This is a genomic window from Kitasatospora sp. NPDC001159, from assembly GCF_053598235.1.
In genome coordinates, this window is record NZ_JBSFJV010000084.1 from 19334 (window position 1) to 33400 (window position 14067).

The 14067-nt window shown below is 72.7% G+C and carries 10 protein-coding genes; 8 read left to right on the plus strand and 2 right to left on the minus strand.

The genetic code is table 11. The features are described 5' to 3' along the window. The 4 genes from ACWC9T_RS31505 (at position 1) to ACWC9T_RS31520 (ending at position 4596) form a co-directional block, all read left to right on the plus strand. A complete protein-coding gene (locus tag ACWC9T_RS31505) occupies positions 1-435 on the plus strand; it encodes a nuclear transport factor 2 family protein (protein WP_449824457.1) in 435 nt (144 codons plus the stop codon). Positions 436-439: 4 nt separating this feature from the next. Continuing rightward, positions 440-2527 carry an amino acid adenylation domain-containing protein gene (locus ACWC9T_RS31510; protein WP_449824458.1) on the plus strand — a complete coding sequence of 696 codons (2088 nt, stop codon included), beginning with the start codon at positions 440-442 and terminating at the stop codon, positions 2525-2527. Next, positions 2524-3759, plus strand: a complete 1236-nt coding sequence (locus tag ACWC9T_RS31515) for a cytochrome P450 (RefSeq protein WP_449824459.1) — start codon at positions 2524-2526, stop codon at positions 3757-3759. Before ACWC9T_RS31510 ends, ACWC9T_RS31515 begins: the two co-directional genes overlap by 4 nt. 78 nt (positions 3760-3837) lie before the next feature. Next, on the plus strand, positions 3838-4596 hold the full coding sequence (locus tag ACWC9T_RS31520) for a thioesterase II family protein (protein WP_449824460.1): 759 nt from the start codon (positions 3838-3840) through the stop codon (positions 4594-4596). Positions 4597-4965: 369 nt separating this feature from the next. On the opposite strand, the gene ACWC9T_RS31525 is transcribed toward ACWC9T_RS31520, so the two are convergent. Continuing rightward, the gene (locus tag ACWC9T_RS31525) at positions 4966-7176 is read right to left on the minus strand and encodes an MMPL family transporter (protein ID WP_449824461.1); all 2211 of its coding nucleotides are present in this window, start codon (positions 7174-7176) and stop codon (positions 4966-4968) included. A 254-nt stretch (positions 7177-7430) separates the two neighbouring features. Between ACWC9T_RS31525 and ACWC9T_RS31530 the strand changes: the two genes are divergently transcribed. Together ACWC9T_RS31530 and ACWC9T_RS31535 are read left to right on the plus strand one after the other, a co-directional pair. Further along, positions 7431-8723 carry a sensor histidine kinase gene (locus ACWC9T_RS31530; protein ID WP_449824462.1) on the plus strand — a complete coding sequence of 431 codons (1293 nt, stop codon included), beginning with the start codon at positions 7431-7433 and terminating at the stop codon, positions 8721-8723. Beyond that, the gene (locus tag ACWC9T_RS31535) at positions 8720-9451 is read left to right on the plus strand and encodes a response regulator transcription factor (RefSeq protein ID WP_449824463.1); all 732 of its coding nucleotides are present in this window, start codon (positions 8720-8722) and stop codon (positions 9449-9451) included. The genes ACWC9T_RS31530 and ACWC9T_RS31535 overlap by 4 nt, the downstream gene beginning before the upstream one ends. Here ACWC9T_RS31535 and ACWC9T_RS31540 read toward each other — a convergent pair. After that, positions 9448-10047, minus strand: coding sequence for a hypothetical protein (locus ACWC9T_RS31540; RefSeq protein ID WP_449824464.1), 600 nt, complete (start codon positions 10045-10047; stop codon positions 9448-9450). The two genes, ACWC9T_RS31535 and ACWC9T_RS31540, sit on opposite strands and share 4 nt — an antisense overlap. A gap of 374 nt (positions 10048-10421) precedes the next feature. On the opposite strand from ACWC9T_RS31540, the gene ACWC9T_RS31545 reads away from it, so the two are divergent. Together ACWC9T_RS31545 and ACWC9T_RS31550 are read left to right on the plus strand one after the other, a co-directional pair. Beyond that, complete coding sequence (locus tag ACWC9T_RS31545) at positions 10422-11738, plus strand: TIM44-like domain-containing protein (RefSeq protein WP_449824465.1); 1317 nt, start codon at positions 10422-10424, stop codon at positions 11736-11738. Between the two features lie 281 nt (positions 11739-12019). Beyond that, entirely contained in the window at positions 12020-13621 is a 1602-nt protein-coding gene (locus tag ACWC9T_RS31550) for a hypothetical protein (protein WP_449824466.1), read from the plus strand. Positions 13622-14067 lie beyond the last annotated feature (446 nt).

Here is a 14067-nt window from a genome sequence, read left to right on the forward strand (position 1 = left end):
ATGGTCCACACCCTCTCCCAGCCCGACGAGACACCGGCACTACCCGAAACCCCGACCGCCGCAGCAACCCCGACGATCCCGGCGCTGGCAGTGTCCCAGGTCCGCCGGTACTACCAGCTCGTCGACGCCGGGGACGTACCCGCGCTGGTCGCCCTGTTCACCCCGGACGCCCGCTACCACCGCCCCGGCTACCGGCCCATGGTCGGGCACGCCGAACTCGAACGCTTCTACCGCGACCAGCGGGTGATCCGCTCCGGCGTGCACACCCTGGCCACCGTGGTCACGACCGACGACGAGGTGGCGGTGCACGGCCTGTTCCGCGGCGTGCTGCACGACGGTGGCGAGGTCGAGCTGCGGTTCGCGGACTTCTTCCGGATGACGCCGCAGGGCCGCATCGCCACGCGGGACACCTTCTTCCACGTGCCGGCGGTCTGAGCCGGTGGCCGCACCCGGTGGCACCGCGCACGGCGTGCCGCTCACCGGCCGCCGCCGCGACCGCCCACCGAACAGCACCGACGGCCGCCACGGCCGCCACGGCGGCCACGGCGGCGCCGACGGCCCACGCGGTCGCGCGTTCAACCCCGACGGGGACACTTCAGCACAGGAAAGCGGGAAGCAGTTGACCAAGACGGTCCTCACCTCCGACATCCCGGCGTTCGTCGGCAGCGGACGGCCACCGTTCGACGCCCGGGCGATCCACGAGCTGGTCGCCGAACAGGCGGAGCGGGCCCCGCACGCGCCCGCCGTCACCTGCGACGGACGGACCCTGACCTACCAGCAGCTCACCGACCGCGCCCACCGGCTCGCCGGGCGGCTGCGAGCGGCCGGACTGGCGCAGGAGGACGTCGTCGGCGTGCTGGTGCCGCGGTCGCCGGAGCTGATCGTGGCCCTGCTCGCCGTCCTCATCGCGGGCGGGGCCTACCTCGGACTCGAACCGGACGACCCGGCCGGCCGCCACGCGCTGCTACTCAAGGACGCCGGCGCGGGCATGGTAATCACCGAGGAGGCCCTGCGGGAGCGGCTGCCCGGCACCGTCGTCACGGTGACGGAAGGCGGCCCGACGCAGGAGCCGGCCACCGGGCCGGCGGTCCCGGCCCGCCCCGGCGACCCGGACCGGCTCGCCTACGTCAGCTACACCTCCGGCTCGACCGGCGAGCCCAAGGGCGTCGGTGTGCCCCACCGGGCGATCGACCGGCTCGTCCGGGGCGCGGACTGGGTGGACGTCCGCGCCGAGGACGTCTTCTTCCACCTCGCGCCGGTCGCGTTCGACGCGTCCACGTTCGAGATCTGGACCCCCCTCGTCAACGGCTGCCGGCTGGTCCTCTTCCCCCCGGTCGCCATCACGCTGGAGCACGTGGCGCGCGTCGTCCGGGCCGAGCGCGTGACGGTCCTGCTGCTGACCACCGGGCTCTTCCACCAGATGGCGAGCTCCCACCCGGAGGCGTTCGCCGACGTCCGGCACGTCCTCACCGGGGGCGACGTGGCCTCGCCGGGCCACGTCCAGCACCTGCTGGCCCGCCACCCGGGGCTGCTCTTCACCAACGGCTACGGACCGACCGAGAACACCACGTACACGACCTGCTGGACCAGCAGCACCCTCCCGGAGCTGCGGAGCGTGCCGATCGGCCGCCCGATCAGCGGCACCAGGGTCGCCGTGCTCGACGACGGGCTCAGGCCGGTGCCCGTCGGCGAGTGCGGGGAGCTGTACGTGGCCGGGGCGGGCCTGGCCCGCGGCTATCTGGACCGCCCGGCCGCGACGGCCGAACGGTTCCTGCCCGATCCGTTCGGCACCGAGCCGGGGGCCCGGATGTACCGGACCGGCGACGTCGTGCGCTGGCTGCCGGACGGCACGCTGGAGTTCGTCGGACGCGCGGACGACCAGGTCAAGGTCCAGGGCTACCGCGCCGAACCGCGCGCCGTCGAGGTCGAGCTGGAACGGCTCCCCGGGGTGCGGCACGCGGTCGTGCTGCCGCAGCCCGATCCGGCGGGCGGCACCCGGCTGCTGGCCTACGTCGTGCCCGCGGAACCCGGTCCGGCGGGCGACGCCGACCTCGGCCGGCGGCTGCGCCACGAACTGCGGGACAGGCTGCCGGACTACCTGATCCCCTGGGCGATCCTCGTCCGTCCCGAGCTGCCCGTGAACCGCAACGGCAAGATCGACCGCCGGGCCCTGCCCACCGCCACCCGGGTACCGCGCAACGTGCCCAACGAGTTCGTCCCGCCCCTTACCGAGGTGCAGACGCGACTGGCCGATCTGTGGGGCGACGTCCTCGGCGTCGAACCAGTCGGCGTCGACGACGACTTCTTCGACCTCGGCGGACACTCCCTGCTGGCCACCGACCTCCTGGTCGCCACCCAGCGCGAGTTCGACGTGGACCTCCCCGCGCAGACTCTGTACATGTCGCCGACCGTCGCCGAGCTGGCGACGGCCCTCACCGCGCGGATGCGGACGTCGGGCCCGGACGGCCCGACGGGGGGCCCGGCCGGGTGCCAGGCCGACGCGGCACGGGAGGAGCAGCCCCGATGACGGTGGTTCCCCCGACCACGCGCTGCCCGGCCCTCGCCCCACAGCCGGTCGACCTGATCGGCCCCGACCTCTACCACGCGGGCGAGGCGCACGAGGTCTGGCGACGGCTGCGCCGCGACGCCCCGGTGAGCTGGCAGCCGGTCGGCGACATCGGCTACTGGTCGATCGTCGGCTACGCCGAGGCCAACCGGGTCCTCCGCGACCACGCCACGTTCACCTCCGAACAGGGCACGCTGCTCAACCTCCTCGGCAAGGGCGACCCCGCCGGCGGCCGCCAGATGGCCGCGACCGACCCGCCCCGGCACGCGCACCTGCGCGGCCCGCTGCAGCAGGCGCTGTCGATCAAGACGGTGGAGAACGACCGGGAGGCCATCCGCCAGGTCGTCGTCGAGCTGCTCCGGCCGTTGGCCGACGGCGGCCCGTACGACTTCGCCGCCGCCATGGCCACGCTGCCGATGGCGGTAATCGGCACCATGATGGCGCTGCCGGAACAGGACTGGCCGCGGCTGGTCCGGCTCGCCCACGCCTGCATCGCCGCGGACGACCCCGAGTTCCAGCTCGCCGACGGACCACGGGCCACCCTCGTGACCGCCCACCGCGAACTGTTCGCCTACTTCCAGGACATCGTCACCGAGCGTCGGCGCGCACCGGCTGACGACCTGATCAGCGTGCTGCTCACCATGGAACTGGACGGACGCCGACTGTCGCCGGGCGAGATCGTGTCCAACTGCTACAGCCTGCTGCTCGGTGCGACCGTCACCACCGCCCAGCCACCGATCGCGGCGATGGTCGAACTGGCCGGGACCCCGGTCCTGGACGACTGGGCGGCCCACCCGGAGCTGCTCGGCAGCGGCGTGGAGGAGGCACTGCGATGGGCTTCGCCCACCCAGCACTTCATGCGCCACGCCACCCGCGACGTCGAGATCCGGGGTGTGCCGATCCCCGCGGGGGACGCGGTCGTCGTGTGGCTGGGGTCGGCCAACCGCGACGAGACCGTGTTCGTCGACCCGTACACCTTCGACATCCGACGGCGACCCAACAAGCACATCGCCTTCGGCGTCGGCGCGCACTACTGCATCGGCCACACCGTCGCACGGGTGGCCCTGCGGATCCTGTTCGCCGAACTGCTCGGCCGGTTCACCGGCTTCGAGCTCGCCGGGGCACCGCGGCGGATGCGCTCGAACGTCATTGCGGGCTTCACGCACCTGCCGATCACCGCGCGGACCCGATAGGAGCCGGCACCTGGCCGCCGCCCTGCCGGCATCACCGCAGCCGAACCCGAGAAGAAGCCCCCACACGGAAGGTCATCAGTGGACGCTCCGACGGCCCGTACCCGCAACAAGTGGTTCCTGCGCGAGCCGTCGCCGGTGGCACCGGCGCGGCTGTTCTGCCTGCCCTACTCCGGGTGCGGAGCGAGCATGTACCGCCAGTGGCCGTCATCGGTCGACGGCGTCGAGGTCTGCCCCGTGCAGCTGCCCGGCCGGGAGAACCGGATGCGCGAGCCCGCCCACACCACCTACGAGGCGATGGCCGACGACCTCTGCGAAGTGCTGCGCCCCTACCTGGACCGTCCCTACGCACTGTTCGGGCACTGCGGCTCCGCGTTGGCGGCGTACGAGACCGCCGTACGGCTGGTCCAAAGGGGCTGCCCCGCCCCGGCCCAGGTGTTCGTCTCCGCCGAGGTCGCGCCGCAGGACGGCCCCTACGGCCGCTTCCTCGGCATGAGCGACGACGAGCTGGCCGCCGAACTGCGCCAGCTCGTCGCGGAACTGGGCGGCACCCTGGAACCGAGCCTGCTCGCGCTCTACCTCGGCGTCCTGCGGAACGACGTCGACATGAACAAGCGGTATCACGTGGCCGAGCCGGTCCGGCTGCCGTGCCCGATCACCGCCATTGGCTGGACCGAGGACACGGGCATCGCGCCGTCGCTGATGACCGGCTGGTCGGCCTGCGGCGAAGCGACTTTCGAACTCCTGGAGGGAGGCCACTACCGCTTCATCGAGGCACCGGCGGAACTACTGGCGCTCTTGGTGGCGGATCTGACGCCCACCCGTTCCCGCACCTTCTGACACCGGACCTGTCGGCCTACCCCTTGCAGGACTGCTCGGCGTGGGCCGCGCGGCGCTCAGCTCGTCCGGACCTACACGGTCGACGTGCCGATGATCGGGCGTCAGCCGGTCTCGAATGCGCGGCCATGACGTGCGCGCCAGGCGCCTGATCCCGATCTGACTGTAAGTGGCTGTTATCGTTCCGATTTTGAGGAGCGCTGATCGAACGGGATTCTCGATCGGGTGAGTGCGGTGGCCGCCGCGCATGAAAGCAGGGCCTCTTGGTAGCTCAAAGGGTGGCTATGCCAACGAGCAGTCCAGGAGGCCCTGTTGACGCAGTTCTAAGGCATCACGTGGGCGGAGTCCACTTTCGGTGCCTCGGCGGACGCCTCAGCGGATGCCGATGTGGTCCGGAGCGGGGCGCGGCGAGGCGACCGGGGCCGGGGAGGCATCCGCCGCCGGGGCCGGGGCCGGCCGTGCCGGCCACCACAGGGAGCGGCCGAGGAGAGCAGCCAGGGCCGGAACCACCGCCAGGGAGAGGACCAGGGCGGAGAGCAGGATGCCGAGGGTCAGCGAGAAGGCGATCTGCTCGCTGCCCGGGGTGGTGGCCAGGGTGGCGAACGAGCTGGCCAGGACGATGCCGGCCGTGGCGACGGCGGGCGCGGTGTGCCGGACGGCGCGGGCCACGGCGGCGCGGGGCGGGCCCGGTCGGTGCATCTCCTCGCGGATCCGGTCGGTGATGAGGATGTTGTAGTCGGTGCCCAGGGCCACGACGAACAGGAACAGCACCAGCGGGAGCGTGAAGGCGACGCCGGGCTTGCCCAGGCCGTGCTGGAACAGCAGCGCGGCGGCACCGAGGGTGGCGGCGAAGCCGAGGCCGACGGCGAGCATCAGGACCACCGGGGCGAGCAGGCTGCGCAGGAGCAGCAGCAGGATCAGGGCGATCAGGGCGGCCGCGACCGGGAAGACCACCCGCAGGTCGTGGTCGACGGCGGTGGAGATGTCGGCGAAGACCGCCGCCGTGCCGCCGACGTGGGCGCTCGTCCCGGCCGGGGTGTGCGCGGCGACCGTGGCACGGACCGGTCCGGAGGCCAGGTCGCGGGCCCGCTGACTCTGCGGGTCGGCGTTCAGGTAGAGGTCGATCCGGGCGGCGCGGCGGTCCTCGCTGAGGACGGTCCGGCCCACCTGGCCCACCCCCTCGACCCCCGTCAGGGCGCGGGAGAGGCCGTCGAACCGGCCGGCGTCGAGGGTGCCGCCGTCCGCGGCGACGAGGTAGACGCTCGTCGGGTCGGACACGCCGGCCGGCAGGGCGCAGGAGATCTCGGCGGCGGTGGCCGTGGCCGCCGTCGTGGTGCCGTCCGCCAGGCTGTAGTCCATCCGGACCCCGACCGCACCGGCGGCCAGTGCACCGAGCAGGGCGACGGAGGCCGCCAGCAGCGCCAGCGGCCGGCGGGCGACGAGGCCGCCGAAGCGGCCTGCGACGCCGTCCCGCGGAACCCGCTGCAGACCGCGCGAGGGCCAGAATATCCGGCGGCCGCAGGCGGCCAGCAGGGCGGGCATCAGGGTGAGGCTGCCCAGCAGCATGACCAGCACCGCGACGGCGATCGCCGGGCCGAGCGACCGGAACTGGCCGAAGGTCGCCACGCCCAGGGTGGCGAAGGCCGCGACGATGGTCAGCGCGGCGGAGGTGATCGCGGTGCCCACCCGGGCCGACACCTCGGCGGCGGCCTCCCGGGCGGGCTGGTCGGGCCGTGCCCGCAGGTGCTCGCGGAACCGGAAGAGCAGGAACAGCAGGTAGTCGACGCCGATGCCGAGCAGGACCACGGAGATCAGGCTCGGGGTGGAGGCGTCCAGCTTCAGTCCGGTGAGCGCCGCGGCGCCGGCCACGGCCCCGCCGGCCACTCCGCCGATCACGGCGACCGCGAGCAGCGGCAGCACGGCCGCAAGAACGCTGCGGAACACCAGCACGTTGAGCAGCACGATCAGCGCCGTGACGAGGGAGCTGCCGACCAGGGCGGCGGTCCGGTTAGCGTCGGCGCTGTCGGAGGCCTGGGCCAGGCCCCCGGTGAACCCGGTGCGCATCCCGAGGTCGGCGAACCGCGCGCGGGCGTCGTCCCGGAAGGCCTTGTAGACGCCCCGCACCCCCTCCTCCATCGCGTTGCCGGTCAGCTCGACCGCGAGCAGTTCGAAGGTCCGGTCGGGCGCCACCGCGGCGGGCGCGATCCGGGGCGTCTGGGAGCGGTCGAGCACCAGGAGCTCCGGCTCCTTCTCCTTTCTCGGCATGACGACCCGGTGCTTGGCGAGCTTCGCCGCCTCGGCCTCGACCTGCTGCTGGTCGGCGGCGGTCAGCGGCGAGCCGTCGGTCCGGGCGACCAGCACCGTGACCGTGGTGGCGTCCGGGTTCACGCCGAAGTTCTCCTCGGCGATCCGCAGCGCGGCCGCCGAGTCGTAGCTGCGAGGCAGGAAGTCCCCGCTCTGGGACCCGGTCACCCGGGCCATCAGCATCGGTGCCAGAACAGCCAGCCCCATGCCCAGTACCGCCCAGACGGCGATGACCTTCCATGCGTGTCTGGTGGAGAACCCGGTCAGTGCGCGGATCACGATTCCTCCGGCTGATGGACGCGAACGTCGGTGTCGGCGCCGGGGGTTCCCGGCGTACCCCCAGACCATCAGGACGAGGGGGTGCCGGGCGTCCGGGCAGCGGACGATCCGCGCCGGGGCCCGAGGTCCTCCGCCCGGGGCGGGACCGGGACCGTGGTCCTGGTCCGTCCTCCCGGCGTCGGCCGAGGGGACCACCTCCGGGCCACCGGGCCGGTGCCAGAATGGCTGCGTCAGTGATCAGCCAGGAGGACCAGATGGACGGGCGTCAGCGCTCCGGGGCGGCCGTGGACACGGACGGCCCGCCGAGGGGGCGGACGGGGAACGACCCCGGCGGACTGCCGGGACCGCGGACAAACGGACTGCCGGGACGGTGGACGCACGGGCTGCCGTGGACCCAGGCCGACGCCCTGGTGGCCGTCTGCGCCGGCACGCTCGACCTGCTCGGGCACCTGCTCCTCGGCCAGGTGGCCGGCGGCCGGGGCGTCACCGTGCCGGTCTTCGCCCTGGTCGTCCTGTCGGGCCTGCCGCTGCTCGCCCGGCGCAGCCGCCCGCTGCCCGCGCTCGCCGCTGTCCTGCTCCTCCAGACGGCCATCGACCTCTCCAGCACCCCGCTCGGCACCCACTTCGGCGCCGCCTTGACCGTGGCCCTGTTCGCCGTCGGCCGCACCTGCACCCTCCCGGTGACCGCGGCCGCCGTCGCGGCGACGGCGGTGGTGACGCCGCTCGGCCAGGGCCACTTCCACGACCTGACCTGGGAGGGGGTCCTCGCCGCGTCCCTGTCCGCCGCCCTGGTGGGCGGCACCGGCCTGGCCACCTCCCGCTGGCAGCGGGAGGTGGCCGCCAACCGCCGGCTGCTGGCCGACCGCGCGGTCACCGAGGAGCGCCGCCGCATCGCGAGGGAACTGCACGACATCGTGGCCCACCACATCACCACCATGCAGCTGATGGCCGGCGGCGCCCGTGCCAACCTCGGCAACCCTGAGGTGGTCCGGGACGCGCTTGTGACCCTGGAGTCCTCGGGACGGCTGGCCCTGCGCGAGATGCGCCAGTTGCTGAACGTCCTGCGGGCCGGTGACGAGCCCGACGCCGCCCCGCCGCTGCCCCAGCCCTCGGCGGAGGAGGTCGACCGGCTGGTGGACGAGTCCTGCCTGGCCGGGCTGCCGACCGAGTACACCGTCGACGGGCCCCGGCGCCCGCTACCGCCGACCGTCGGCCTGACCGTCTTCCGGATCGTCCAGGAAGCTCTCACCAACGCCCGCAAGTACGCCGGCCCGGCCCGGGCGTCCGTCCGCCTGGCGTACCACCCCGACCGGGTCACCGTCGAAGTGCGGGACGACGGCGGCGGCGTCCCCGTACCGGAGGGCGCCCCGGGCGCGGGCCGGGCGGGGTACGGCCTGATCGGCATGCGCGAACGCGTCACCCTGCACGGCGGCACCCTGGAGACCGGTCCCCAGCCGGGCGGCGGCTTCGCCGTGGTGGCCGAACTGCCGCTGTCCCCCACCGAATCGGCCGAGGCCGCCCTCCAGCACGGCGGGGCCCTCCGGTGACCGGCACGGCGAGTGGCGCCGGGCCCGCCCGGGCGGTCAAGGTGCTCATCGTGGACGACCAGCCGCTGGTCCGCCGCGGCCTGTCGCTGATCCTCTCCCCCGACCCCACCCTCGCGGTGGTCGGCGAGGCCGAGGACGGGGAGCGGGCCGTGGCCGCCGCCCTGCGGCTGCGCCCCGACGTCGTGGTGATGGACATCCGGATGCCCGTCCTGGACGGCGTCGGTGCGACGGAGAAGCTGGCCCGCGTCCTGCCCGGCTGCCGCGTGCTCGCCCTCAGCACCTTCGACATGGACGAGTACGTGGTGGCCGCGCTGCGCGCCGGTGCCCACGGGTTCCTGCCCAAGGACGTCTCCCCGGAGGACCTGGGCGCGGCGATCCGGACGGTGCACGCCGGGGAGGCGGTGGTCGCTCCGCGCCTGCTCACCCGGCTGATCTCCGCCTACGTCCGGACCCCGGCGGCCGCCTCCCCGCCGCCGGCCGCCGTCGGAACGGGCGAGCTCACGCCCCGGGAGGTCGAGGTGTGGCGGCTGATCGCCACCGGCCTCGACAACACGGCCATCTCGCTGGCCCTGGACATCAGCGTGTCGACCGTGAAGAACTACATCACCAGCATCTTCGGCAAGCTCGAGGTCCGGGACCGCGCCCAGGCGGTCATCGCGGCCTACGAATCCGGCCTGGTCACCGCCCGTACGGGGAACGGCGACCACGCCGGAGGAGGGGTGCTCTAGTACTGCAACCGCATCTGGGGGATCTGGCCTCGGCGTTTGTAGTGGGATCGGCGGGCGCGGGCCTGGCTGCGTCGTCGGAAGCGTGACCAACGAAGATGAGGAGGTTGCGTCCGAGCTGCACGATCCACTCCCCACTCCGCCGTCGGGTGTGCGGTGGCGCCCAGGATTCGGATGCGCCGGGTGGAGTGCTCGATGGCGGCGAAGACGTACAGGCGGCCCCCGGTCAGGGTGCGGGTCTCGAAGAGGTCGCAGGCAAGCAGGGCCTCGGCCTGGCTGCGCAGGAAGTCGGCCCAGGTCGTGCTCTGTCGTTCGGGTGCGGGAGGGATGCCGTGTTCCTTGAGGATCTCCCAGACGCTGGAGGCGGCGACCTTGATACCGAGGGCTGCGAGTTCACCGTGGATGCGCCGGTAGCCCCACGAGCTGTTCTCGCTGGCCAGGCGCAGGACCAGGACGCGGATCGACCGGACGGTGGGCGGGCGCCCGCGACGCTTCGGTGTGCAGGTCGCGGCATGGCGCCGCTTGAGCAGGTCGCGGTGCCACCGCAGCCGATAAAGGACCCCGCCCAGCCGGGCCACCGGCTGGACGACTACTCGCACCAGCTGACCGTGATGCCCCCGACCGCGGACGACCCGTACTGGTCGCACCGCTGACGGCCGGCCCCGGCCAATGCGGTTGCGATCTTGGAACTGCCAGACCGGGAACAGCTCTACGTTCTCGACAGTCGTGGCCATCAGCAGGTCGCCCTCCCGGCCTTGATCACGAGGCTACGGGGCGGGCTGCCCGCCAGGCCTGAGCACGGGAGCCTCGACGTCATGCGAGCTCGGGATCCCTGCCCTGGTCGGCCAGTCGTTCCCGCTGTCGGGCGACTCGTTGTCCTCGAAGCTTCCCAGACGCCCCGGCTTGTAGGCTCGCTTGGAACATCTCTGATTCTTGAAGGGAGGGCCCGGTGCGCGCCCGTCGGTGGATATGTGTGGTCGCAGGAGTCGTCGCGCTGAGCAGCCCGACGGTCGCGTATGCCCGCGGTGGGGGCGGTAGTCATGGGTTCAGTGGCGGCGGGGGCAGCCATGGTGGTGGCTTCCACGGGTCGACCAGCGGCGGTTTCGGCCACGGTTTCGGCGGCGGCTTCGGAGCCGGCTTCGGAGCCGGTGGCGGTGGGCTCTTCACCTTGTTGGTGATCGTGGCCGTGGTCCTCCTGATCTTGTGGCTCAGGTCCCGGCGCCGGAAGGCGGGGTGGGCAGGCGGTCTGAACACGGTGTCGGACCGCATGGCGCACCGCGCGGACGCGCAGGCGCGCGACCGCGCCGCCCAGGTCGGGGCCCGGGTCGATGCAATCGCCGACACGGATGCGACCTTCGATCGCGCTGCGCTCGAGCGCCGTGCCGTCTGGCTGTACACGACGGCCCAACGCGCCTGGACAGAACGCGATCACGCCACTTTGCAGCAGATCCTGTCCCCAGTGCTCTACGGCAAGTGGGCCGACGAGCTGCGCGATTACGAGTCACGTGGCGAGGTCAACGTCGTGGAGATCGTCTCCGGCCCCGTGGTCGAGTTGGTCGACGTCGCGAATCGTGCAGGTGAGGTGAACGACACCGTCACCTTCCGGATCACTGCGACACTCAATGACTACGTACGCCGCAACTACGGCCGGGATGCCGTGCGCAAGGACGGCTCGACGCGCCCGGTCGAGTACTGGACGCTGCGCAAGAGCAGGGCCGGAGAGTGGATCGTGTCGTCGGTGGAGCAGGCGGCCGAGGGTGCACACCACCTGACCAGCGCCATCGAGACGGACGGCTGGGATCAGAAGGAGGTCGCTCGAGACGCAGTGCTCGAGGTGGCCGGGACAACCGCGGTCAAGGGTGTGAGCGACATCCTGTCGCTCACCAACATTTCGTGGAGCACGGATGCCGACACCGCCGCCGGCGATTTGAGCGTGCTCGACGGTCGGTTCGACAAGTCGGTTCTCGAGGTCGCCGTCGAGCGGTTCCTCGAGGAGTGGGTCATGAACGACGGCAGCCTCGACTTCACGTCCGTACGCACGGTCAATCGAACCGTCATGCGTGACGCTGTCGTCACGTCGCTCAAGGTGCGCTCGCTGGTCTCACGCGACCCGATCGTCTTTCGCGTCGCGATCGACGCAGAGGGCGTCTACTACGAAGTCGACCGCCGCAGCGAACAGGTGCTCCGTGGTGACGCACACAAGCGCAGGCCGATCACCTTCGCCTTCGACCTGCGGCTGGACGACACGTCGACCAAAGCGTGGACCGTAATCGCCACCGACGTGGAGTAGGTGGAGCCCGCGCTGGGATCAAGGGGTCTCACGGCGGCTCGGTGTTGAGGCGGGTCAGCCCGGTCTCGGCAATGCATCCCTCCTGCTCGACCGGGTAGTCGGTGCGTCGCGCTCGCCGCCGATCCGGCCCTGGGTGCGCGGGTGGCCCTCGTCGAGCTGCTGGTGGCCCTGCAGTCCCCGGCCCTGGAGGGCGAGGACTGGACGGGCCGGCTCTGCTCGCGGATCCGGACCCGGCGGTGCGGCGGGCGGCCATTCCCCTGGCGGACGGGATCGCACCGCTCTTGGAACGGTGGGAGGCGGAGCCGGACCCGTCCGTCCGCATCCCGCTCCTGCTCGCCCTCGGCGAGGCGGTGGCCGAGGAAGCAGCGGCCACCGGGGCCGGGGAAACCGGGGGTCGGGCCGACCAGGCCGGCACGACGGCCGACGCTGCGCGGGCCGTGCTGGCGGAGATGCTGGAGGGCGATGACCCGGTGACGGCGGTCGCGGCCGTGCACGCGTCGGCGGAGTTCGACCCGGATCTCCCCGTACGGCGGATGGACCGGCTGATCGAGGTGTTCTCCGACACCGCGCTCCGGCCGCGGTTCGAAGAAGTGTGGTTCACCCCGGAGCTGCAGGGCCCCTGGACCCGCGAGGACCTGGTCCGGTCGACCGCGCGCAGGCTCGCACACGACCCGGACGCCGAAATCCGGTTCCCCGTCCGGCTGGCCGAGACGGCGAACCGCACGGCGGACGCCACGCTGTGCCGGGTGGCGCTGGACGTGGCCTGGCGGCTCATGACCGAACGGCGTTCCGTGGAAGCAGCCCTGCTGCCGCTCGCGGGCGGGCTGCTGACCAGTCCGGACGCCGGCGTGCGGCTGCGCGCCGCCAACATCCTCGCGGTGCTGGGCCCGGCGGCGGCCGAGTACGCCGACCGGCTCGCCGAACTGTTCGACGACAACGGGGCCGACGAATGCTTCGACGGCACGGTCGGTGAGATCGCCCGCTGGGCACTGACCCGGATCGGCGACCCGCGCGCCCTGCCCGGTCTGATCGAACAGCTCCGTGCGCAGGAGGAGGAAGAGGCCCGCGGCTACTGCGTGGCCGATCCGAGGCGGCCGGACGTCACGGACGTCCTGGTCCCGCTGCGGGCCCACGCCGCCGTCCTGCTGCCCGCCATAGGGGAGGCGATCCGGCAGAGTGGGGCCCAGGGCGGTGCGACGCGCGCGTTCCTCGCCGTGCTGGAGGAATGGCGGGAAGACGCGCTGCCGGCCCTGCCCGATCTCCTCCCGTTGCTCGCCGACACCTGGACCTCGGTCTCCGTGCTCCGCATCCTGCAGGCCCTGGGGCCGGCCGCTGCCTCGGCCGCACCGGCCGTGCGCACCTGCGAAGTCGTAGACCACCCCGACAACCACGCGGTGGTGGCCTTGACCGCCGCCTACATCGATGGCGGCCACACGGCGGCATTGCGGCTGGTCGGCGAAGCCGTCCTGACAGCGGAGGAACCGGTGTACGCGCCGATCGGCACCCTGGCCGAATTCGGCCGCGAGGCGGCCCCCTACGCGGACCGGGTCCGGTCCGTCATGGAGAACAGCACGTGCTGGCTACGCCTCACCGCGGCGATCACGCTCTGGTCGATCACGGGCGAGACGGGACCGAGCATGCGGGTCCTGGAGGAGTTCGTGGTGCCGGTCGCCGACGGTGGCGACGGCTTCGGATCCCTCCGGGAGGCCCTCCGGGCGCTGATCCGCATGGGCGAGATCAGCCCCGAGATCCGGGCCGCTCTGCTGACGATCCGGCAATCGGACCGCCGCCTGTGCGCGGAGGGGGGATACCCGATGATCGTCCGGGACAAGGAACTGCGCGCACTGGTCGACCAGGCCCTCGCCGGCAACGGTCATCCCTGAGCGCTGCACCGCCACCGTTCGCCCCTCCCCGGCCGGACAGTCCGACCACGCACCCGCGGTCTGCCGCTACGTACCGGTCTGGCGCTGGATCAGTCGGCACCCCGCCCCGCGGTCGCCGTCGATCACCACGTGACTCAGGTGCCCGCCTCCCGTCCGGTGTGGTTGGGGGGTGGAGTTCGCGAGGGTGAACTGCCGTAGCGGTCCGAAGTGAGCCTCGACCAGGTTGGCCCAGGATGCGTCGGTCGGGGTGAAGCAGAGGCCCACGGCTGCTACTCGGTCGGCGACGACACTCTGTGGGGCTTCAGGGCGGCCAGGGTGTTCGCGGTGCCCTCGCGGCGCCGGTTGACGCGAACTAGGAGCGTGGGTCAGTAACGAGCAAGCGGCTCCGCTCCCGTCACCGACGGATCGGTCGCGGCGGCCTCGGCGGGGCCTGTGTGGGGTTCGGG

Coding starts and splice junctions, on each gene's coding strand:
- ACWC9T_RS31505 (WP_449824457.1), top strand. CDS start 1: ATGGTCCACACCCTCTCCCAGCCCGACGAGACACCGGCACTACCCGAA.
- ACWC9T_RS31515 (WP_449824459.1), top strand. CDS start 2,524: ATGACGGTGGTTCCCCCGACCACGCGCTGCCCGGCCCTCGCCCCACAG.
- ACWC9T_RS31530 (WP_449824462.1), top strand. CDS start 7,431: ATGGACGGGCGTCAGCGCTCCGGGGCGGCCGTGGACACGGACGGCCCG.